The following is a 20,517-nucleotide window of genomic DNA, read 5'->3' on the forward strand; positions in this document are numbered from 1 at the left end:
AAAAAACGCTCTTTAACCAGCTCTGCAACCAAAGGTGCCGCATGGACAGGATCCTCGCAATCGACAACGGGTTGACCGTCACCAAGGCGGTGCTCTTTGATCTCAACGGGGCCCAGATCGCGGTCAGCCGCCGCAATGTGGCCCAGCTGAAACCCGCGCCGCGCCGGGTGGAACGCGACATGACGGCCCTCTGGGACCAGACCGCCGCAGCGATCCGCGATGTGCTGGAAACCAGCGCAACAGATCCCGCGCGGGTCATCGCCGTAGCCGCGACCGCCCATGGCGACGGTCTCTATCTGCTGGACCGTGACGGCGCGCCGCTGGGTCCGGGCATTCTGTCGCTCGACAGCCGGGCAATGGATCTTGTCACCGAATGGCAACAAGACGGCACCGCCCAGGCGGCGCTCGACCTGACCGGCCAGATGCCACATGTCTCGGCCCCCGCCGCGTTACTTGGTTGGATACAGCGGCACGAACCCGACCGCTTTGCCCGGATCGGCTATGTCCTGTCCTGCAAGGATTGGCTCTGCTACTGCCTCAGCGGGCGGATCGGCACCGACCGGACCGAGGCCAGCACCTCTTTCACCGATGCCCGCACCCAGGATTACTCGCCCGAGGCGCTGACCCTGTTTGGCCTCTCTGCCCTCAGACCCGCCCTGGCCGAAGTCGCGCATTCCGCCGACATCGTCGGCACCCTCACCGCAGCGGCGGCCAGGGCGACCGGCCTTGTCCCCGGCACGCCGGTCGCCGCCGGTCTGCATGACGTCACCGCCTCGGCGCTTGGGATTGGCGCGCATCGCCCCGGCGTCGTCGGCATTGTCGCGGGCACCTATTCAATCAATGAATGCGTCGCCACCGCCCCCCGGATCGACGCCAATTGGTTCTGTCGCAATGCGGTGACACCGGGGCAATGGAACAACATGGCGATCTCCCCCGCCTCGGCGACGAATTACGACTGGTTTCTCGACACGCTCTGCGCCGCCGAACGCAATGACAGCGCCACCCCGATCCACGCCCGCCTTGGCCCGGAAATCGACGCCGCCCTGTCCCGCCCGTCCTCGGTGCTGTATCACCCCTATCTGTTCGGATCGCCGATGGGTGCCGCGCCAAGCGCCGCGTTCCTCGGGCTGCGCGGCTGGCATGAGCGCGGCGATATGCTTGCCGCCCTGCTTGAGGGCATTGCCTTTAATCACCGCCAACATGTGGATGTATTGCGGGCCGGCTTTTGCCCGTCCGAGGCGCGGTTGACCGGCGGTGCCTCGCGCAATCCCACCGTGGCCCAGCTCTTTGCCGACATTCTGGATATGCCGGTCACCGTGACCGACACGGACGAGGCCGCCGCCTGGGGGGCTGCGCTATGTGCCGGGGCCGCCGTCGGGGCCTTTGCCCGCTTCGATGCCGATCCGCGCGACATCAACGGCAGTGCCACCACCTATCTTGCCGATCGTGACCGCGCCGACCACTACGCGCATCGCTTCGCAATCTACCGCGAGGTCGCGGATACATTGACCCAAACCTGGGATCGCCTGAACACCCTGGAACAGATGGGCCGAAAGGGACCAAATGTCTGACACCTCAGAAGAGAGCTTTGATGTCGTCATCATCGGCGCCGGGATCAACGGCGCGGGCCTGTTCCGCGACCTCTGTGCCCAGGGGCTGAAATGTCTGATCATCGACAAGGGCGATTTCGGCTCCGGCACCAGCGCCGCGCCATCGCGGCTGATCCATGGCGGGTTGAAATACCTTGAAACCGGCGAATTGCGGCTGGTGGCCGAGTCGACCTATGAACGCAACCTCTTGCTGAAAAACGCCGCGCATCTGGTGCGCCCGCTGCCGACCGCGATCCCGATCCTGTCCTGGACCAAGGGCGTGACCGCCGCGCTGCGCACCCTTCTGGGATCGACAACCGCCCCGCGCAGTCGCGGCGCGCTGTTGGTGAAGGCCGGTTTGGCGCTTTATGATTTCTATGGTGCCCGCGCACGTCAAATGCCGAAACACCGCATGGTCGGACGCCGCCGCGCGCTGGCCGAAACCCCGGCATTGACGCCCCGGATCAAGGCGCTTGGCACCTATTACGACGCCACCGTCACCGCGCCGGAGCGTTTGGTGCTGGAACTGGTGCAGGACGGGCTGGCGCTGTCGCCGGGGGCCGAGGCGCTGAATTGGTGCGCGGTCACTGGCCTGTGCGACGATGGCGCGATCACCCTCTGCCCCGCCCCGAACACCACGCGCAAGGTCCGCGCCAAACTTGTGGTCAACGCCGCCGGTCCGTGGATCGACCGGGTCAACGCCTGTCTTGGCCTCGACACCCAGCTGATCGGCGGCACCAAGGGCGCGCATATCCTGCTGGATCACCCCGAATTGCTGCACCAGCTGAACGGCAGAATGCTGTACTTCGAGGCCGACGACGGGCGCATTCTTCTGGTGGTGCCCTTTCAGGGGCGGGCGCTGGTCGGTTCGACCGACATTCCCGACAACAACCCCGATGCCGCGTTCTGTACCGAGGCCGAAACCGATTATTTCCTGCACAGCCTGCGCGACCTCCTGCCGGGGTTGGCCTTTGACCGCGACCAGATTGTCTATGCCTATGCCGGCATCCGGCCCTTGCCGAATTCGGCGGGTGTGGCACCGGGCCTCATCAGCCGCGATCATTCGGTGCCGCGCGCGCCCGCCACGCCCGACCGGCCCTTCCCGATCCTGTCGCTGGTCGGCGGCAAATGGACCACCTTTCGCGCCTTCGCAGCCGAGGTCAGCGATATGGTGCTGGCCGAGCTGGGCCAGACCCGGCACCAGCTGACCGACGACATGGCAATTGGCGGCGGGCGTGACATGCCACGCACAGGCGACGGCCGGGCCAACTGGGCGGCGACGACCGCCAGCGCCACCGCCGCCACCGCGCCCCGTGTTGCCATATTGCTGGATCGCTACGGCACCACGGCCCGGCATATCGCCCGCCACGAAGGCAAGTCCCCGACCCCGCTTGCCGATGCCCCCGACTATACCGAGGCCGAGATCGACTGGATCGTGCGGCACGAACATGTCCAGCATCTGGCCGACATCCTGTTGCGCCGCACACCGCTTGCGATCAGCGGACAGCTGACGCCAGACCTGTGCCGCCGGGTCGCCGCCATCGCCGCCGCCGCGCTGGATTGGAGCGCAGCGCGCGAGGCCGCCGAACTGGAAGATCTGGCCACCCTGCTGGCCCGGCGTCACGGCGTTCAGCTTGACCTTGGCCCGGCGCTGCAAACCGGGTCCGCAACGGCCTGACATCGCCGCAAAACCACAAGTCATGGTAGGCGGGGGATTTTCGACCGCAAGATACAGGTATATTTGCACCACATTTGGCATATTCGCCACATTTCGCACCCAATCCGCAAACGGCGGGTGACCCCCGGCGATTTGCGCAATATGGTGCCAATGTCGCAGGACAGGATATGGCGGGCCTTGATGGTCCCCCCTGCCCGGCCTCTGCCCCGGCGCGGCGCTTTCCCTGAAAATTCTGGCTGTTTACCGCCCTAAACCCGGGCGGTCAGGTACGTCCGATAATGTGGACTGTGGCGGGCCATAACATCGGCCCGTCGCCATCTTACCCGTGGGTAAGATCATCCGGCCTTATCCGTGGATGGGATCAAACCGGCCGGCCGGGGGCAAGGTCGAACATTCTTACCCACGGGTAAGAATGACCCACCCTGCCCGCCGCACTTAGTCCTCTAACGCGGCATAAAACGCGGCAACCGCCTGTTCCAGACGATGGCGTTCGATGGCCGAAAAATCCCGGCTGTCCCGCAATTCCAACCGCCCGTCCGACGCGCTGCACTTGGCCACGCCATGGCCAAGCGGCACCTGAAACGTGGTTTTGGCCTGACGCGGGCGCGCGGATTTCGCGGCGGTCTTACCCGTGGGTAAGGGTGCGCTGGTCAGAAAGCTGCGCAGGATCTCGACCTCGCGCGCGGCATCACGATCCGGTTCCGCCCGCAGCGCCAGCGACACCCGCCCGACCAATGCCTCGTCCCGTTCCATCAAACGCTTCAGCTCGACCCCGACATTGCGCGGAATGTCCTGCGGATGTTCCAGCACCTTTTCCAGCTTTGTCAACAGATCGGCAAAGGCGCGAATATAGCTGCGCTTGGTGTAAGACGCCGATTTGAACAGCGCCGTCACTGCCTCGGCCACATCCGCGCATTTATGCGCCGGGTCATCCGCATAGCGTCGCGCCAGCGTCGCCATTTCCGCAAAAGAGATATCCTTGCGCACAAGGTTCTCATCCACCATCCGGCGATAGCTGGTTTCTGTCTCGGCCTCGGTCGGGATGATCCCGGCGGGAATGGTGGCAAATGTCGCGTCGCCGGTTTCATCGAACAAGGCGCGAAACGCCAACAACCGCCGCATCCCCTGGATCAATTCGAATTTGCCATCGGCGCGGGCCTCGACCCGGATCGGGTTCGACAAACCGATCTCGCGGATCGACAGCACCAGCTCGTCCAGCTCATCATCCGCACCCGGCTTGCGATCCCGCAGCAACCGCTCGGTCACCACATCCGCCAGCGCGATCCGGTCGGTGATCAGCCCCTCGCGTTTCATGCGCACGAACTCGGCGGCGAGCTTGTCGTTTTCTTCCCGAATGCTGTTTTCCACCGCCTTGCGGTCGCGCAGCGAATTCGCATTCTCATTGATAGCCGAGGCCATAGGCCCCCGGCGCAACCCACGATCCGGGGTTTTCCCGACCTCCATATCCCCCATTTCGGGCAGGTCGATGTCAAACATTCTGCGCTTCTTGCTCATTGATCCACCTCCAGCGTGTCCCATGCATCATGCAGGGTTTGGCGGAATTCTTCATACGCGCTATCGAATGTAGATCTTGCGCGTCGCCAGGTCTCTCTGGTCATTTCGCGGTAATCCATTTCATAGACCGAGTTCAGGAACCGCCCCGATTGTTCAACCGCGCGCGTCATTTCGACCGGATGCTGGGTGACGTGATCGCCCCAAACCTTGCGAAAGGCATCCTGCATCGCGCGGTGCAATTCATTGCCCGGCTCGTACCGCGTCAACAGGAACCGGATGTCACAGAATGCTTTCGGCAGTTCGATCTTACCCGTGGGTAAGCTGCCATCAAATCCGGCAGAGAGGTCTTCCAGCGCCTCGGACAGCTGACCGATAAAGGATGTGGTGGAATCATATTCCCAATATCCGGGCCCCGACGGCACATAAAGCACATCCGCCGCGAACACCGCATTCATCGACTGATAACCAATCGCAGGCGGGCAATCGAACAGGATAAGATCGTAACTGTCATCCGGGATCTGATCGAGATAGCGCGACACCACCGCAAAGAACGACCAGTCCGGATTGAGGTGACGATACTGCGCCGACGCGAATTCAACAAAGGCGGCATTGGCACAAGAGGGGATGCAATCAATTGTCGGCCAGGAGGTCGGCTTGATGAAATCGCCGATCCGCAAATCCCCAAGACCCAGTTCGGTAATCGCGGTTGGCAAATGCCGCTGCGGCAGACCGGCGCCGGATTCCGCACCGACCGGGCCCTGGTTCATCCGCTCTGTTTCGTGAATCAAATCGCGCGCCATGATGCCCCAGACCGTGTGCTCCTCGGCGACGTCGGTCAGGCCCATGGAATGCGACAGCGTCGCCTGGGGGTCGAAATCCACCACCAACACGCGATAGCCGTCCAGCGCGGCCGCATGGGCGAAATGCAAGGCAACCGTCGATTTGCCAGCACCACCTTTGAAGTTGGCGACCGCGGCGCGCACCGCGCGTTTGCCCGCCGGGCGATGCGGCATCAGGCTGCGCTTGCTGACCTTCAACCGGCGGCGCAATTCGTTGATCTCTTCGAGCGAGAACCAGCGCTGCCGGCCTTCCTGTTCCACCTCACCCGTGGGCAAAGAGGGGTCAGCGGCCAGCTTGCCGCGAAAGGTCGATTGGTTCATGCGGAAAATCAGCTCGGCCACCTCCCAGGAGGAAAACCGCCGCAGTTTCTTTTCCATCCCCGGTGAAAATGTCTGTTGCCGGATCCAGCCCTGTAGTTTCAGGGAACGGTTTTGAAGGGTGGCCAGGTCTTGGTGTGTGTACATGCTCTGCCTCTTAGGACGCATTTTGATCTCTTCACTTCATTTACGCCTTTTTTGCCTTTGGTGCAAAACCTATTATCATGAAGTCACAGGTCACCGCGATCTTACCCATGGGTAAGAAAACAAGGAGCCAAACAGCAGAAGCGATTCGGATACGCCCGCAGCGCCAGAACCGGGCAGGGCGGGCAAATGATTGATCTGGCCGCTATATATTGGGGGACACCTTGTGGGGTGAAACCATCAATAGGGGGACATAAAGGCCCAATAGGGGGTCATACTGGGTGTCCCCCATCACCTATATCTTCACCAGATTCATTTTGAATTCAGGTCAGCAGAACATTCAATCCAAGCGATGACTTGACAGAATCGACGGATTGGACGCAAATTGACGGCAAGCTCGGAAAAGCGTTGGCAGGCGTGGAAAAATCGGGCATGACAGCCGGATAATCCGGCATTGAAGCGGAGCAATCCATGCAGGCGGCAAAACCGGTCGGGCGTCATGCCTCGGCCCTGAAATACGATATTCTGTCCGCTCTTGGCGTGACGGCGCTTGCGGCGGATAAACATCGTCAGCGGCTTATGCTGCGACTGATGGTGCTGATCACCACAAGGTATAATTGGCAGAACAACGAGTTGTCCATTGGCCGGGCGGAAATGGCGCGGCTTTGGTCGGTCGAGGAACGCACCGTCAAACGCGAAATCGCCAAGATGCGCGCCGCCGGCTGGATCGAGGTCAAGCGGGCAGGGGTGAAAGGCCGGGTGACGGTCTATGCGCTGAACCTTAGCGGGGTGTTGGGCGAAACGACACAGAGCTGGACCACCATCGGCACGGATTTTGTGGCCCGGATGCAGGAACGCCATGTCGGGGCGGGAACGGATATGGCGGGGCCAACCGACGGGGAAAACGCCGGGCAAGACCCGAGCGGGGCCGCGGAAACAGATCCGAATGTCATCCCGTTTCAACGCCGGATGCAGACCGCAGAGACCGAAGGCACATGGGGTCAGGTGCTGGTGCAGCTGCGCGCCGAAAGCCCGGCGCAGGCCGCCACGTGGTTCGGGCAATTGTCGGAAATGGCGCGTGACGGCGACCGGGTCACATTGGTCGCGCCATCACGGTTCATTGCCGATTATGTCCGCACGCATTTTCTGAACCGGCTGCTGGGCAGCTATGCCGCGCTGGACCCGGCTGTGCGCCGGGTCGAGGTTGTTGCGGTTTCTGAGTGATGTCCTGATCAGCGGGCAGGGGGGATGACAATCGCTTCGCAGATCTGTTGGCCCACCGCCAGCGCCCGTGCGGTCGCGGCGGCCATCTGGGGCAGGATCATCCATTCCAGCCCCCAGGCCGCGCCAGACCGTTCCTGTTCATGGATCATCGCCTGATGCATGCCGCCAATCTGGGTGGCATTGAACCGCGCCAAAGTGACCAGCAGTTCGGCCAGAACCGGGTTCTGTTTGTGCGGCATGGCCGAAGACCCGCCGCCACCGGACAATGCCAGTTCCTGAATACCCTGTTGCGCCATCAGGCAGATGTCCTGACCCATCTTGCCCAGGGTGCCGGTGATCAGGGACAAAAGCCCGGCGTGATCGACGATGGTGTCGCGCTGACTGTGCCAGCCTGCGGCGGCATCTTCCAGGCCGAGGGCGTCGGCCATGAAGGCGGAAATCGTTGCGCCCTGCGCGCCAAGCGCGGCGCGATCGCCGACGGCCCCGCCCAGTTGCAGACGTTCGACCATGGGGCGCAGCGCCGCGAGCCGACTGCCATGCTGGCGCAGCGGGTCAGCCCAGCTGCGCGCGCGGTCGGCCAAGGTCAGGGGCAGGGCGGCCTGCATCCGGGTGCGTCCCATGATCGGGGCGGTGCCGTGGTGTGCCACCAGCTGATCAAGGGCCTGCACCACATCCTGCAAACGCTGCACCAAGAGAGTGTTGGTGTCGCGCAGCGCCATCACCACTGCGGTGTCGATCACATCCTGCGATGTCAGACCCTTGTGCACGGCGGCCTGGGTGTCCGCATCCACCCGCGATTTGAGCTGGCGCACCAGATCCGGGACCGGCAGCCCGTCCCGCAGGGTGGCGTTGCGCAGGGAATTGATGTCGGGCTGACAGGTTTCAATCGCCTGTGCGGCCCGGTCGGCCATGTCCATCGGCACCTTGCCCGCCGCGCCAAGCGCGCGGGAAAACGCGGCCTCGATCGCGAGCATGCGCCGCAGCTCTTGGTCCGGGGACCAAAGCGCCGCGATTTCCGGGTCGCCAAACAGCCCGCCAAGCCAGGGATGGTCAAAGACACTTGTGCTCATGGCTGCGGCCTTTGCGTCCGGGGGGATTTGCGATCCGGGGCCAGATTCAGAGTCAGGATCGGGGCAGGGGGGTGCCATGTCCGCCGGTGTTGCAAAAGGTCCGTGGTGGGCATGTCTGGTCCCCCTCTCTGTCAGCAAAGGTCTGTCTGACACGATAGATCGCATGGTTTGCGGCCGGCGCGCCAGACTGATTGCGACAACATGGAACCGCTAGATCACGTGCGGGGCATGCCCTTGGTCCGCATCAGACGTTTTTGTGCGGCAATCCGAAAGGGGGCGTTTGGCGCGCCATATCCGGCATATCCGCCGCGCCGCTCGACGATTTCGAAAAACATGCCGCCGGCAAAGGGGCGCGCATAGATCTGAAAAAACGCGCCATTGGCGTCTTCGTCATAGAGGATATTACCGGCTTGCAGCTTTTGTAACATGCTGGGGGAGAGGTCAAAGCGCGCGGCCAGATCAGCATAGTAATTGTCCGATATGGCCAGCGGTGTGAACCCCTTGGCGGCCAAGGCATCAGAGGTGGCAAAGATGTCGTCGCTGGCCAATGCGATATGCTGGACCGAGGCACCAAAGCTGTCGGCGAGGAAATTGCCCGCCATGGTGCGGTGGGTTTCCGCGCCATTCAGTGTGATGCGAAAGGTGCCGGTTGCGGTTTCCAGCGCCTGACTGCGCACCAGCCCGTCCGGGTCGACCACATCGACGATGGCGGATTTTCCCATGTCGAACAGCGAGGAATAGAACAGCGACCAGCTGAGCATTTCATCATAGCTCATGGTTTGCGCCAGATGGTCGATGCGTTTCAGCCCGACATCAGATGCGGCGGTGTCGGCGCGGGTGAATTCCAGCGACCAGACCCGGTCAAGGCCGCTGGTGGCGTCGATGAAATGCAACAGGCTGCCGCTGCGCCCGCGGATCGCCGGAATGTCGAGTTCGCCGGGGCCAAGCGGTTGGTGAAAGGGGTTGGCGCCAAGCCGGATGGCGCGGGCCACCGTGGCATGGGCGTTTTCCACGCCAAGGCCGATGTCACACACCGTTGTGCCATGCACGTTATAGGCGCTGCTGGCAAAACCGGTGGTTTCCCGGTTGACGACAATGCGGATGTCGCCCTGGGTCCAGAGCGTCAGTTTCTTGGCGATATGGCTGCCGGAGCGGGCAAAGCCGAGGGTTTGCAGGATGGTTTCCAGCGCCTCGGCCTCGGCGCCGCGACTGGTGAATTCGACAAAGGCCACCCCGTCGACGGCAATGCGCGGCGGCATCTGTGGCAGGTCGACGGCGTTGGTCGGTTCCTGGCGGCGGACATCATCCATCAACGCCACCAGCGCGCGATGACCATCGCGGGCGATGGAATGCGGGCTGCCGCCGCGAAACTGGTCGTTGAAGATTTCCAGTGACACCGGCCCGGCATAGCCCGTCGCCATCACCGCGCGCATGAAATCGGTCACCGGCAGGTCGCCTTCGCCCGGCATATTGCGGAAATGGCGCGACCAATAGAGCAGATCCATGTCGATCAGGGGCGCATCGGCGAGCTGGACAAAGAAGATCTTGTCACCGGGAATGCGGCGGATCGTGTCGGGGTCGATTTTACGCGCGAGGGTGTGAAAACTGTCGAGGATCAGGCCGACATTGGCATGATCGGCGCGGCGCACGATTTCCCAGGCATCGCGGTGATCATTGACATGGGTGCCCCAGGCCAGGGCCTCGTATCCGATGCGCAGATCACGGGCGGCGGCACGTTCGCCCAGCTCGTGGAAATCCGCCGCTGCCCGGTCGATACCGCCAAGCGCCTTTGGGTGACAGGAGGAACAGACCAGCACAAGATCGGTGCCCAACTCCTGCATCAGGTCGAATTTGCGTTCGGCACGGTCAAAGGCCTTGGCCCGGTAAGGGTCTGGCAGACCTTCGAAATCGCGGAACGGTTGAAACAGGGTGATCGTCAGCCCCATGTCCCGGATCAGGTTGCCGACATCGCGCGGATTGCCGTCATGGGCGATGAAATCCTGTTCGAAGATCTCGATGCCATCAAAACCGGCGGCGGCGATGGCCTCGAGCTTCTCTGGGAGGTTGCCGGAGATCGAGACGGTGGCAATTGATGTTTTCATTTTGCAATCCTCGGGGGCCGGCGGGTTTGGCAAGACGGGTTTGGCTAGACGGGGCAGGGCGGGGACGGGATATGGCCGGGTGGAATATGGTCGGCCGCGCCGTCATGCGGTTTCAAAGCTTTCGAAAGTGGCCCGCATGCGGCGGTCATCGGCGGTCAAGCCGGTAAAGAGGTGAAAGGCGCGCACGGCCTGAAACACCGCCATGCCGGAGCCATCCACCGTGCGACAGCCCCGGGCGCGGGCGGCGCGCAGAAATTCGGTTTCACGCGGGAAATAGACGATGTCGCCAACCCAATGGCGGTCTGTCAGCAGGGTGGTGTCGATGGGGGTGCCGGGCAGTTTTGCCATGCCCATCGGGGTGGCGTTGACGATGCCCTCGGCCTGTTCGATGGCGGGGGCAATGTGATTTTTGGTATGGGGCACGGCGCGGGCCACAGTATGGGCCACGGGGGTGTTGGCGGCGGCATTCACCGCCTCGGCCAGGGCGACGGCGGCCTCGATCCGGCGGTCGGTGATCATCAGATCGGTGGCGCCCATGTCGTGAAGCGCATGGGCCAATGCCCCGCCCGCACCGCCGGCCCCAACCAGCAACACCCGGCGCGGCGTGACATCGGGCAGGCCCCGGCGCAGACCTTCGGCAAAGCCGGAAAAGTCGGTGTTGTGCCCCAGACGTTTGCCATCGCGAAACACCAGCGTGTTCACCGCGCCCACCCGCCGTGCGGCATCGGACAGCCGATCGGTGAGGGCCAGCACCTCTTGCTTGTAGGGGAAGGTGATGTTCAGCCCGGCATAGCCGTCTGTTTCCGCCTGATCGACGATCCGGGTCAGCGGGGTGTCGGGCGGCATCTGGTCGGTGTCGAACAGATCATAGTGCAGGTTCAGGCCCTGGGCCGCGCCCTCGGCTATGTGCATGCGGGGGGTGCGAGAGCCCTGAATCCCCTTGCCCACCAGTCCAACCCGGAGGTGTTGCGGCGTCCTGGTGTCGGCCTGCGCCGGTGATGGTTCCTGCATGTCGCGCCCCTGAACTGTCGTGTGATGATTCCCGTGGGTGAGGGTCTTTTTGTACCATTTGGTTAATTTGGTCAATCATTTTGTACTAGACGGTTAAATTGACCGATGTTAGCACAGGCAGACGGAGGACAGGATGCCAGAGCCCGCCAAACACCCCGCGCCCGATACGGGCAAGCCGGACAAGAAAAAGCGCGCACCCCGGCGGCCCCGCTGGAAACAGAACCCGGACGCGGTGCAGCGCGATATCGTGATCAATGCGATTTCGGAATTTGCCGACCGTGGATTGTCGGGCGCCCGGGTGGATGCCATTGCGGCGCGCACACAGACGTCAAAGCGGATGATTTACTATTATTTCGGCGACAAGAACGGGCTCTATGCCCGCGCGCTGGAGGCCGCCTATGCCGAGGTGCGCAAGGGCGAGGAGGGGCTGAACCTCGACCATCTGCCCGCCGCAGAGGCGCTGGCGAAGCTTGCGGAATTCACCTTTGACCACCACCGGGCCAACCCGGATTTCATTCGCATGGTGATGATCGAAAACATCCATAATGCGGAATTTGTCGGTGCGTCGGATATGATCCGTGCGTTGAACGGCGCGGCAATTGACCAGCTGACAGAGATCTGTCGGCGCGGGGCGCAGGACGGCAGCCTGCGGGCGGATCTGGACCCGATGCAGCTGCATTGGCAGATTTCGGCCTTCAGCTTTTTCAATGTGTCGAACCGGCCGACCTTTTCGGCGCTGTTTGGGGCGGCGCTGTTCACCCCGGACACTCAGGTGGCGCTGCGGGATGATCTGGTGCGGATGCTGGTTGAGGCCGCCCGCAGGCCGGCGGGTACAGACCGGACAGGCGGCAAATGACCACGGGCGCATAGCGGCTTCGCCGCGCCGGTTGGGTCAATTGCTTGTGTATAATCAAGGTCTCGCAAAGTTCGATTTGCGGGGCCTTTTGCTTTTGCCTGTCGCGTTGACCGCCCATTTTCCGGCTTCTGCGTGCCCCTCCGCAATCCTGTGATCGCGCTGTGAGTATTGCCGTCAAGGCGCTGTCGTTTGGCGGGGCCGGGGTTGCGTCTCTGCATCCTTGGTCCTATGGTCCAACCAAAGTAAGGGTGACTCGATGGCCGGCCAGTCCGCAGTTGATGAAATTAGAGAGGTGCTCAGACGCGAGATCGTGAATGAGTATGAGACAGGGGATTTCCTGCCGACCGAACGCGATTTGGCCGAGCGGTTCGGCGTGTCGCGCAACACGATCCGCGAAACCATCATCCATCTCGAAGCCTTTCAACTGGTGCGCAAAACCAAACGCGGGCCACAGGTGACAAAGCCCGATTTCGAAACCATGTTTCGTGGTTTCAGCCAGTTCTTTGCCGCGTCGTCGCGGACCTTTGTTGATGTGCTGAACTTTCGCCGGATCATTGAAACCGGCGCGGTGCCGCTGATCGTGCACAATGCGACCGACGGTGATATTGCCGCGCTGGATGTGGCCAATCGCGCGATGCGCAAGGCGCTGACGACCTCTGAGTCCGCAGAACAGGATTACCGGTTTCACCTGGCGTTGATCGACGCGGCCCGCAATGACGTGCTGAGCCGGATGTATCGTGTGATGTCGGAACCGCTGCGGTTTTACCTTGAGGTTGGCAAATCACAAACGCCCGCAACCAATGCCGCCAGCGATCACCACGAAGCCATCATTGCGGCGCTGGGGCGGCGCGATCCAGAAGACATGGCCGACGTGCTGGGCGCACATTTCCAGCATTCCGCAGACACGCTTGCGGTGTGGCTGGCCGAAAGCGGCGGTGCCGATGCGCCGTCCGAAATATGGCCGTCTGAAAAGGCGACATGACCCCGAAAAGAACGCAAACACCGGAGACTGACATGCGATTTCTGAACCACCTTACCGGGGCGGCCGGTCTGGTTGGCAAGCGGGATCCCGGGATTGTCGCTGGCACTGATTTGACCGCAAAGGATACCCCATGAAAGATTTAGACACCCCAATGCGCGCGCTTGTCTGTGCCGAGCCGGGCAAGCTTGACCTGGTGACGCAGCCCCGTCCCGCGGACCAGCCCGGCCATATCCGTCTGAAGGTCGAGGTGATCGGCATCTGCGGCACCGATTACCATATCTACAAGGGCCAGCAGCCGTTCCTGTCCTATCCGCGCACCATGGGCCATGAGCTTGCGGCGCGGGCGATGGAAGACAGCAGCGATGGTCGTATCAGGCGCGGCGATCTGGTGGTGGTCAACCCCTATGTCACCTGCGGCACCTGTCATGCCTGCACCATCGGCAAGCCGAACTGTTGTGAAAACATCGGCGTTCTTGGGGTGCACCGCGATGGCGGCATGTGTGAGGAAATCGTGATCCCGGAGGCCAATGCCTATCCCGCCGAAGGAGTGGAGCCAAAGGCCGCTGCAATGGTCGAATTTCTGGCGATTGGCGCGCATGGTGTGCGCCGGGGGCAGGTGGCCGAGGGTTCAACCGCGCTGGTGGTTGGCGCGGGGCCGATCGGGTTGGGCGCGGCGCTTTTTGCGCAGGTCGCGGGCGCAACGGTGACGGTGCGCGACACCTCGGCCGAGCGGCTGGCGCTGGCGCGTGCGATCCTGCCGGATGCGATCTGTCAGAGCGTGGATGCGGCGGGCGAAGACATGTTTGAAACCGTGTTCGACGCCACCGGCAATATCGGTGCGATGAATGCCGGGTTGAAATTCGTGGCCCATGGCGGGTCATATGTGTTGCTGTCGGTGGTCAAGGGCGATCTGTGCTTTGCCGACCCGGACTTTCACAAGCGCGAAACCACGCTGATTGCCAGCCGCAACGCGCTGAAAGCGGATTTCGAACATGTCATGTCCTGCATGGCGCGCGGTCTTGTGCCGATTGACGCCTTTGCATCGCACAGCACGACGTTCGACGATGCTGTAACGGATTTGCCCAAATGGTCAGAGGACCGGGGCACTGTGGTAAAGGCGCTGATCCATGTCTGAGACTTTCAAAACCCCCGTCGTTCAATTCGGCACCTCGCGGTTCCTGCAGGCGCATGCCGATCTTTTCTTTCACGAAGGCACACCGCCGCGCGCCATTACCGTGGTGCAATCTTCCGGCGATCCCGACCGTGCCCGGCGTCTGGCGCATCTGGCTGCGGCAGAGGGGTATCCGGTGCGCATTCGCGGGGTTCAGGGCGGTGAAACGCTGGACGAAGAGCGGCGTGTGACCTCGGTCAAGCGCACGCTGGCCACCGCCACCGATTGGGATGAAATCAGCCGCGTGATCACCGAAGAGGCGAAAATCATCCTGTCCAACACCGGCGACCGTGGGTATGAACCGCGCCCCGCCGATGCCGGGGCCAGCCCGGATCAGGACATGAGCTATCCTGCCAAGCTTTTCCATCTTCTGGCCGCGCGTCATGGCGCGGGGGGCGCGCCGCTTGATATCTTTCCGATGGAACTGGTGCCGGAAAACGGTGCGGTGCTTCGGGCGCGGGTGCTTGAGATTGCGGCGGCGCAGAATGCCTCTGGTTCGCTTGTGACCTGGTTGGGCGATTGTCGCTGGGTCAATTCGCTGGTCGATCGCATTGTGTCAGAGCCGATTGAACCGGCTGGCGCGGTGGCCGAACCCTATGCGCTTTGGGCGATTGAGGCCCAGCCGGGGCTGGAGGCGCCAACAAAGCATGCCTCGATTCAGGTGGTGGATGATCTGGAGCGGATCGAGCGGTTGAAATTGCACATCCTCAACCTGGGTCATACGGCGATGGTTCAGATCTGGCGTGACGCTGGCGGGGATACGGAGCTGACCGTTGATGCGGCGCTGGCGGGGGACATTGGCCGCGCGGTCGAGGCGATCTTGCAGGACGAAGTCCTGCCCGGTTTTGCCCTGCGCGGCATGGAGGCCGAGGCCCGCGATTATGCCGCCGCCACGTTCGAGCGGTTCCGCAATCCGTTTCTGCATCACCGGCTGTCCGACATCGCCCAGAACCACGAACAGAAAATCGCACGCCGCATTGCGCCGTTTGTGGATTGGGTGCGCGCCGAAGCGCCGGATTTCGCGGCGCCGAGGCTGGATGCCATCATCGCAGCAGGCGGTGCCAAATGAGTGCGGGCCTGATCATTCTGTCGCCCGAAGACAGCGTGGCGGTTGCCCTTGTGGATTGGCCCGAAGGCGAGGCGCGCGACGGCCTTGTGGCGCGCGAAGCGGTCGGGCGCGGGCACAAGATCGCCCGGCGCGCCATGGCCAAAGGCGATCCCATCGTCAAATACGGCCAGATGATGGGCATCGCGTCGCAGGACATCGCGGCCGGCGCGCTGGTGCACAGCTACAATTGCACCATGCCGCAAGATCATGCGGAAATGGCGGTGTCGTCCGGGGCGTTGCCGGATGCGCCGACGCGCAACACCTTTGACGGGTATTTGCGCCCCGATGGCCGCGTCGGCACCCGCAATTTTATCGGCATCATCGCCTCGGTCAATTGCTCTACGACCGTGTGCAACGCCATCGCCGCCGAGGCCAACCGCACATTGCTGCCGAAGATTCCCGGCATCGACGGGTTTGCGCCGATCATCCATGATCAGGGCTGTGGCATGGCGCATAAGGGCGTGGGGTTTGACGCGCTGGTCCGGGTGTTGAAGGGCTATCGCGATCATCCGAATTTTGGTGGTGTTCTGATTGTCGGGCTGGGCTGTGAGGTCAACCAGCTGACCCTCTACAAGCCGACCGAATGGGCACAGGAACGTTTTCAGACCTTCAATATCCAGGAGGTCGGCGGGTCGCGGTCCGGTGTGCGCCGCGCGCTTGAGCTTTTGGAACCGATTGCGGCGGCCGCCAATGAGGACCGCCGGTCCAGCCAGCCGGTGTCAAAACTGGTGCTTGGCATGCAATGTGGCGGGTCCGACGGGTTTTCCGGCATCACCTGCAACCCGGCGCTTGGCCATGCCTCGGATCTGTTGGTTGCGGCGGGGGGGACGTCGATCCTGTCTGAGACGCCGGAAATCTATGGCGCGGAACATCTGTTGATCGCGCGTGCGGATGCGGGGGCGGGCCAGAAAATCCGCGATATGATTTCGTGGTGGCGCGACTATGCCGAACGCAATGGCACCACGCTGGACAACAACCCCTCGCCCGGCAACAAACGCGGCGGGCTGACCACCATTCTGGAAAAATCGCTTGGCGCGGTGGCCAAGGGTGGGCTGTCGCCGGTGTCGGGGGCGTTTGCCTATGGCGCGCGTATCGAGGGACCGGGTTTTGTCTATATGGATTCCCCCGGCTATGATCCGGTGGTGGCCACCGGGCAGGTCGCGGCGGGGGCCAATGCGCTGTGTTTCACCACCGGGCGCGGGTCTTGTGCCGGGTATAAACCGACGCCGTCGCTGAAACTTGCGTCCAACACCGAGCTTGCCAAATCCATGCCCGAAGACATTGATCTTGATTGCGGTGTGATCATCGGCGAGGGCGTGGCGATTTCCGAGATGGGTCTGCAAATCTATCACCGTATCCTTGATATGGCGTCGGGCGACACAACCGCGTCCGAGGAATTGGGCTATGGCGACAATGAGTTTGTGCCGTGGAAGATCGGCGCGGTGCTGTAGCGCGGTTTTTGCGGCGGTCTCTTTGAGGTGGCTTTGCCTGACGGTGGGTTCATATGGTCTTTACTTTCCGATCATATGAACCTATTTTGTAGGCGAAGGAGATCCGCGATGCATGTGGCCGACAAGACCCGCGAACCGGTGCAGGTGAACGCAATTGCGCTCAAAGCCTATGCGCGCATTGTCGACGCCTGGGCCTTTGGTGTGAAGGATGCCGCGCGGCTTGCGGATATGTCCGAAAGCACATGGAAACGCGCCAGAAAGCCGGGGTTTGCGGGTGAGCTGACCAAGGATCAGCTGCTGCGGCTCAGCGCGGTGATTGGCATCTATAAATCGCTGGAGCTGTATTTTTCCGATCCATTGGCCAAAAGCTGGTTCACGCGGCCAAACACCGGGCCGTTGTTTGGTGGTCAGCGGCCAGTTGATGTGGCGATAGAGGGTGGGCTGCCGCAGATTATTGCCATTCGTACCTATCTTGACGCGCTGCGCGGTGGGGCATGAAACAGGCAGAAATTTCCGATCGCGGTCTGGTGCGCCTTTTGCCTGCGACCTATCACAAACCGCCGGCGCTGCGCGGGCTTGTCGATAGTGATGATGAGCTTGATATTCTTGCCGAGATCGAAGGTTTGACCAGCGGGCGGCTTTTGGCGGAACGGGGCCGCAACCCGCATCTGGACCCGCGTGAATTGGCCTGGCAGCGCCGAAGCCACGATTTGCGGCTGTATGGTGACAGCCATATCAATGCGGCCTTCACCTATACCCGCGCGGGGGGCAATCGTTTCAACACCGAAGCGCGCGGCGCGTGGTATTGCGCCTGGAATGTGATGGTGTCGGTCAGCGAAGTGGCCTGGCACCGGACAAGGGAGCTGGGGTTTACTGGCTGTTATGACGACAGCGCCCGCTATGTCGAGCTGCTGGCGGATTTCATCGGGGTCTTTGACGATATGACCGATGAACCGGATCACCCGGCGCTTCATGCCGACCCGGAGGTTGGTTATCCCGAAGGTCAGAGCCTTGCGCAGCATCTTCGCCGTCGGGGGTCGCGCGGGTTGATTTACCCATCTGTGCGCGCACCGGGCAGCGATCTGGCGGGCGATCTCGGGGGTGATCTGGGGGGCGGTAAAAACTGTCTTGTGTGTTTTGATCCCCGTGCGATCCAGAATGTGCGCCCCGGCGCATCCTGGGATCTGGTGTGGGACGGCACGCCGGATTACGCGATCAATGCGGTGGCCTGATCGTCGGGGTCCAGACCCATAAACCCCGACCTTAGCGGTTGCCGTCGATCCATTTCGACATCAGCCCTTTGTCGCGAAAACATTCGTCCGGCACGGCACGTTGCTTGATCCGGGCCAGACGTTCCGCAAAAGCGACCTGTTTCGATGTCGGGCGACCGTCCTGCGGGGCAGGCTTGACCTTGGTCTGGGCATCAATCCAAGCGCTGAGCGCGCGGCGATCCTGCTGAACCTCCCAAGGCAACGAGATCCGGTTCCGCTGTGCTAGTGACCGGGCATAGGCAATCTGTCGGGGCGTCGCGGGCAGGGTGTAACTGGAATTTTCCATTGAAACGTTCTCCTTTCGGCTTGAAATGAACATAGAACAGAACAAGAACAAAATCAAGGCCCCGGCGAAAATCGGGGCATTCAGCTGGCGAAATCGGTGTTTTGGCGGCGGGCGTTTGCCCCTTGGCGATCTGGCGGGCGGCACCGGGGATCACGCCGCATTTGGCACCATGCCAGCACCACGTCAGCACAGGGCCGACATCGGCCAGCTGGGGCGCAACTGTGGTAAAGCTTGAAATCTGCGGCGAAATCGGGTCTATCCAGCCACATGAACGTTAGGACCCGGTGAAATCCCGGGTGGCTCTTCCGGCCGCTGATCCGCCGGACAACCCTGAAAATTCCCGAAAAACGCCGCCGTCCGTCTTGTCACAGACGCTCTGGCACAGGGTCTTGGATTGCTCTTATGATTTCACTTTCTGACTACCGACAGCAATGGTTCGGCAATATACGCGGCGATGTGCTGGCGGGGATTGTTGTTGCGCTGGCCCTCATCCCCGAGGCGATCGCATTTTCCATCATTGCGGGCGTGGACCCCAAGGTGGGTCTTTATGCCTCTTTCTCGATTGCGGTGATCATCGCCTTTACCGGCGGGCGGCCCGGCATGATTTCGGCCGCCACCGCCGCGACCGCGGTGCTTATGGTGACGCTGGTCAAGGAATACGGTCTTGAATATCTGTTGGCCGCAACCGTTCTGGCCGGGTTGTTGCAGATCGGCGCCGGGCTGCTGAAACTTGGGCGTTTCATGCGCTATGTGTCGAAATCGGTGATGACCGGTTTTGTGAACGCGCTGGCGATCCTGATCTTTATGGCGCAATTGCCGGAGCTGAACCCGGCCAACGCCGGGGTGACATGGCTGACCTATGCGCTTGTCGCTGTCGGGCTGGCGATCATCTATCTCTTTCCCCGGATCACGACGGCGGTGCCCTCGCCTTTGGTGACCATCGTTTTGTTGACGCTGGTCGTTCTGGTCATGGGCTGGGATGTCCGCACGGTGGGCGACATGGGCGCATTGCCGGATACGCTGCCGGTGTTTCTGATCCCGGATATTCCGCTGACATTCGAGACGCTTGTGATCATCTTTCCCTATTCCGCCGCGGTTGCGGTGGTGGGTCTGTTGGAAAGCCTGATGACCCAGAACATCGTCGATGATTTGACCGACACCAGATCCAACCGCAATCAGGAATGTATCGGTCAGGGCATTGCCAATACCGCAACCGGGTTTATCGGCGGCATGGCGGGCTGTGCGATGATTGGCCAATCCATCATCAATGTGAAATCCGGGGGGCGCGGGCGGCTTTCGGCCTTTACCGCCGGGGCGGTCCTGTTGGTGCTGGTTGTGGGGCTGGGCGATCATGTGGCGCGCATTCCGATGCCGGCGCTGGTGGCGATCATGATCATGGTGTCGATTGGCACCTTTTCCTGGTCGTCGATCAAGGCGCTGCGGGTGCATCCGCGCTCGTCCTCGATCGTGATGATCGCAACCGTGGTGACCGTGGTTTATACCCACAATCTTGCCATTGGGGTGCTGGTCGGGGTGCTGCTGTCGGGGATCTTCTTTGCGGGCAAGATTGCCCAGCTTTTCCGCATCTCTTCCAGCCTGTCTGCGGATGGGCGCGAACGCACCTATCTGCTTGAGGGGCAGCTGTTCTATGGGTCGGTCGAAGATTTCGCAGATGCTTTCGATTTCCGCGAGGCGCTGGATCGTGTCATCATCGACGTGAGTCGCGCGCATATCTGGGATATCAGTTCGGTTCAGGCGCTGGACATGGCGATCCTGAAATTCCGCCGCGACGGCGCCGAGGTCGAGGTGGTCGGTATGAATTCGGCCACAGAAACGCTCGTCGACAAGCTTGCCATTCATGACAAGCCGGGCGCGATGGACAGGTTGATGGGACACTGAGGG

General features: G+C 62.1%; 17 protein-coding genes and 1 other annotated feature. Of the genes, 11 read left to right on the forward strand and 6 right to left on the reverse strand.

The genetic code is table 11. The features are described from left to right. Positions 1–41: 41 nt before the first annotated feature. Both Q4577_RS12745 and Q4577_RS12750 read left to right on the forward strand, forming a co-directional pair. Positions 42–1,571, forward strand: a complete 1,530-nt coding sequence (locus tag Q4577_RS12745) for an FGGY-family carbohydrate kinase (RefSeq protein WP_303469584.1) — start codon at positions 42–44, stop codon at positions 1,569–1,571. Further along, the gene (locus Q4577_RS12750) at positions 1,564–3,267 is read left to right on the forward strand and encodes a glycerol-3-phosphate dehydrogenase/oxidase (RefSeq protein ID WP_303469585.1); all 1,704 of its coding nucleotides are present in this window, start codon (positions 1,564–1,566) and stop codon (positions 3,265–3,267) included. Before Q4577_RS12745 ends, Q4577_RS12750 begins: the two co-directional genes overlap by 8 nt. Before the next feature lie 435 nt (positions 3,268–3,702). On the opposite strand, the gene Q4577_RS12755 is transcribed toward Q4577_RS12750, so the two are convergent. Both Q4577_RS12755 and Q4577_RS12760 read right to left on the reverse strand, forming a co-directional pair. Further along, positions 3,703–4,764: a ParB/RepB/Spo0J family partition protein gene (locus tag Q4577_RS12755; RefSeq protein WP_303469586.1), complete on the reverse strand. Its 1,062-nt coding sequence runs from the start codon at positions 4,762–4,764 to the stop codon at positions 3,703–3,705. 14 nt (positions 4,765–4,778) lie between these two features. Beyond that, on the reverse strand, positions 4,779–6,086 hold the full coding sequence (locus tag Q4577_RS12760; RefSeq protein WP_303469587.1) for an AAA family ATPase: 1,308 nt from the start codon (positions 6,084–6,086) through the stop codon (positions 4,779–4,781). A 468-nt stretch (positions 6,087–6,554) separates the two neighbouring features. On the opposite strand from Q4577_RS12760, the gene Q4577_RS12765 reads away from it, so the two are divergent. After that, a complete protein-coding gene (locus tag Q4577_RS12765; RefSeq protein WP_303469589.1) occupies positions 6,555–7,307 on the forward strand; it encodes a DnaA N-terminal domain-containing protein in 753 nt (250 codons plus the stop codon). Positions 7,308–7,315: 8 nt separating this feature from the next. Here Q4577_RS12765 and Q4577_RS12770 read toward each other — a convergent pair whose 3' ends face one another. From Q4577_RS12770 to Q4577_RS12780, 3 genes are all read right to left on the reverse strand, one after another. Next, complete coding sequence (locus Q4577_RS12770; protein WP_303469590.1) at positions 7,316–8,377, reverse strand: 3-carboxy-cis,cis-muconate cycloisomerase; 1,062 nt, start codon at positions 8,375–8,377, stop codon at positions 7,316–7,318. A 215-nt stretch (positions 8,378–8,592) separates the two neighbouring features. After that, positions 8,593–10,479: a bifunctional sugar phosphate isomerase/epimerase/4-hydroxyphenylpyruvate dioxygenase family protein gene (locus tag Q4577_RS12775; protein WP_303469592.1), complete on the reverse strand. Its 1,887-nt coding sequence runs from the start codon at positions 10,477–10,479 to the stop codon at positions 8,593–8,595. Between the two features lie 102 nt (positions 10,480–10,581). Further along, positions 10,582–11,490: a shikimate dehydrogenase gene (locus Q4577_RS12780; RefSeq protein WP_303469594.1), complete on the reverse strand. Its 909-nt coding sequence runs from the start codon at positions 11,488–11,490 to the stop codon at positions 10,582–10,584. A gap of 133 nt (positions 11,491–11,623) precedes the next feature. On the opposite strand from Q4577_RS12780, the gene Q4577_RS12785 reads away from it, so the two are divergent. The 7 genes from Q4577_RS12785 (at position 11,624) to Q4577_RS12815 (ending at position 18,290) form a co-directional block, all read left to right on the forward strand. Then, positions 11,624–12,346 (forward strand): TetR/AcrR family transcriptional regulator, encoded by a 723-nt coding sequence (locus Q4577_RS12785; protein ID WP_303469596.1) that lies wholly within the window; start codon positions 11,624–11,626, stop codon positions 12,344–12,346. 256 nt (positions 12,347–12,602) lie between these two features. Beyond that, positions 12,603–13,328, forward strand: a complete 726-nt coding sequence (locus Q4577_RS12790) for a FadR/GntR family transcriptional regulator (protein ID WP_303469597.1) — start codon at positions 12,603–12,605, stop codon at positions 13,326–13,328. A gap of 130 nt (positions 13,329–13,458) precedes the next feature. After that, the gene (locus Q4577_RS12795) at positions 13,459–14,463 is read left to right on the forward strand and encodes a zinc-binding alcohol dehydrogenase family protein (RefSeq protein WP_303469598.1); all 1,005 of its coding nucleotides are present in this window, start codon (positions 13,459–13,461) and stop codon (positions 14,461–14,463) included. Next, positions 14,456–15,568: a mannitol dehydrogenase family protein gene (locus Q4577_RS12800; RefSeq protein WP_303469600.1), complete on the forward strand. Its 1,113-nt coding sequence runs from the start codon at positions 14,456–14,458 to the stop codon at positions 15,566–15,568. Before Q4577_RS12795 ends, Q4577_RS12800 begins: the two co-directional genes overlap by 8 nt. Continuing rightward, positions 15,565–17,058: a UxaA family hydrolase gene (locus Q4577_RS12805; protein ID WP_303469601.1), complete on the forward strand. Its 1,494-nt coding sequence runs from the start codon at positions 15,565–15,567 to the stop codon at positions 17,056–17,058. Before Q4577_RS12800 ends, Q4577_RS12805 begins: the two co-directional genes overlap by 4 nt. A 108-nt stretch (positions 17,059–17,166) precedes the next feature. Next, the gene (locus tag Q4577_RS12810; RefSeq protein ID WP_303469603.1) at positions 17,167–17,556 is read left to right on the forward strand and encodes an MbcA/ParS/Xre antitoxin family protein; all 390 of its coding nucleotides are present in this window, start codon (positions 17,167–17,169) and stop codon (positions 17,554–17,556) included. Next, positions 17,553–18,290 (forward strand): RES family NAD+ phosphorylase, encoded by a 738-nt coding sequence (locus tag Q4577_RS12815; RefSeq protein ID WP_303469605.1) that lies wholly within the window; start codon positions 17,553–17,555, stop codon positions 18,288–18,290. Before Q4577_RS12810 ends, Q4577_RS12815 begins: the two co-directional genes overlap by 4 nt. 31 nt (positions 18,291–18,321) lie before the next feature. On the opposite strand, the gene Q4577_RS12820 is transcribed toward Q4577_RS12815, so the two are convergent. Further along, entirely contained in the window at positions 18,322–18,615 is a 294-nt protein-coding gene (locus Q4577_RS12820) for a hypothetical protein (protein WP_244690868.1), read from the reverse strand. A 274-nt stretch (positions 18,616–18,889) separates the two neighbouring features. Next, positions 18,890–18,945, forward strand: a sequence feature (sul1 is cis-regulatory element that is thought to sense ions involved in sulfur or methionine metabolism; They are found in Alphaproteobacteria). A gap of 72 nt (positions 18,946–19,017) precedes the next feature. Here Q4577_RS12820 and Q4577_RS12825 point away from each other — a divergent pair. Beyond that, positions 19,018–20,514 carry a SulP family inorganic anion transporter gene (locus tag Q4577_RS12825; RefSeq protein WP_303469606.1) on the forward strand — a complete coding sequence of 499 codons (1,497 nt, stop codon included), beginning with the start codon at positions 19,018–19,020 and terminating at the stop codon, positions 20,512–20,514. The last annotated feature ends 3 nt before the right edge of the window (positions 20,515–20,517 follow it).

It is taken from the genome of Marinovum sp. 2_MG-2023, assembly GCF_030548265.1.
Classification (GTDB): domain Bacteria; phylum Pseudomonadota; class Alphaproteobacteria; order Rhodobacterales; family Rhodobacteraceae; genus Marinovum.

Bases quoted from the DNA above. Each gene is read 5' to 3' on its own strand.
- Q4577_RS12745 (WP_303469584.1), top strand. From the start codon at position 42: ATGGACAGGATCCTCGCAATCGACAACGGGTTGACCGTCACCAAGGCG.
- Q4577_RS12750 (WP_303469585.1), top strand. From the start codon at position 1,564: ATGTCTGACACCTCAGAAGAGAGCTTTGATGTCGTCATCATCGGCGCC.
- Q4577_RS12755 (WP_303469586.1), bottom strand. From the start codon at position 4,764: ATGTTTGACATCGACCTGCCCGAAATGGGGGATATGGAGGTCGGGAAA.
- Q4577_RS12760 (WP_303469587.1), bottom strand. From the start codon at position 6,086: ATGTACACACACCAAGACCTGGCCACCCTTCAAAACCGTTCCCTGAAA.
- Q4577_RS12765 (WP_303469589.1), top strand. From the start codon at position 6,555: ATGCAGGCGGCAAAACCGGTCGGGCGTCATGCCTCGGCCCTGAAATAC.
- Q4577_RS12770 (WP_303469590.1), bottom strand. From the start codon at position 8,377: ATGAGCACAAGTGTCTTTGACCATCCCTGGCTTGGCGGGCTGTTTGGC.
- Q4577_RS12775 (WP_303469592.1), bottom strand. From the start codon at position 10,479: ATGAAAACATCAATTGCCACCGTCTCGATCTCCGGCAACCTCCCAGAG.
- Q4577_RS12780 (WP_303469594.1), bottom strand. From the start codon at position 11,490: ATGCAGGAACCATCACCGGCGCAGGCCGACACCAGGACGCCGCAACAC.
- Q4577_RS12785 (WP_303469596.1), top strand. From the start codon at position 11,624: ATGCCAGAGCCCGCCAAACACCCCGCGCCCGATACGGGCAAGCCGGAC.
- Q4577_RS12790 (WP_303469597.1), top strand. From the start codon at position 12,603: ATGGCCGGCCAGTCCGCAGTTGATGAAATTAGAGAGGTGCTCAGACGC.
- Q4577_RS12795 (WP_303469598.1), top strand. From the start codon at position 13,459: ATGAAAGATTTAGACACCCCAATGCGCGCGCTTGTCTGTGCCGAGCCG.
- Q4577_RS12800 (WP_303469600.1), top strand. From the start codon at position 14,456: ATGTCTGAGACTTTCAAAACCCCCGTCGTTCAATTCGGCACCTCGCGG.
- Q4577_RS12805 (WP_303469601.1), top strand. From the start codon at position 15,565: ATGAGTGCGGGCCTGATCATTCTGTCGCCCGAAGACAGCGTGGCGGTT.
- Q4577_RS12810 (WP_303469603.1), top strand. From the start codon at position 17,167: ATGCATGTGGCCGACAAGACCCGCGAACCGGTGCAGGTGAACGCAATT.
- Q4577_RS12815 (WP_303469605.1), top strand. From the start codon at position 17,553: ATGAAACAGGCAGAAATTTCCGATCGCGGTCTGGTGCGCCTTTTGCCT.
- Q4577_RS12820 (WP_244690868.1), bottom strand. From the start codon at position 18,615: ATGGAAAATTCCAGTTACACCCTGCCCGCGACGCCCCGACAGATTGCC.
- Q4577_RS12825 (WP_303469606.1), top strand. From the start codon at position 19,018: ATGATTTCACTTTCTGACTACCGACAGCAATGGTTCGGCAATATACGC.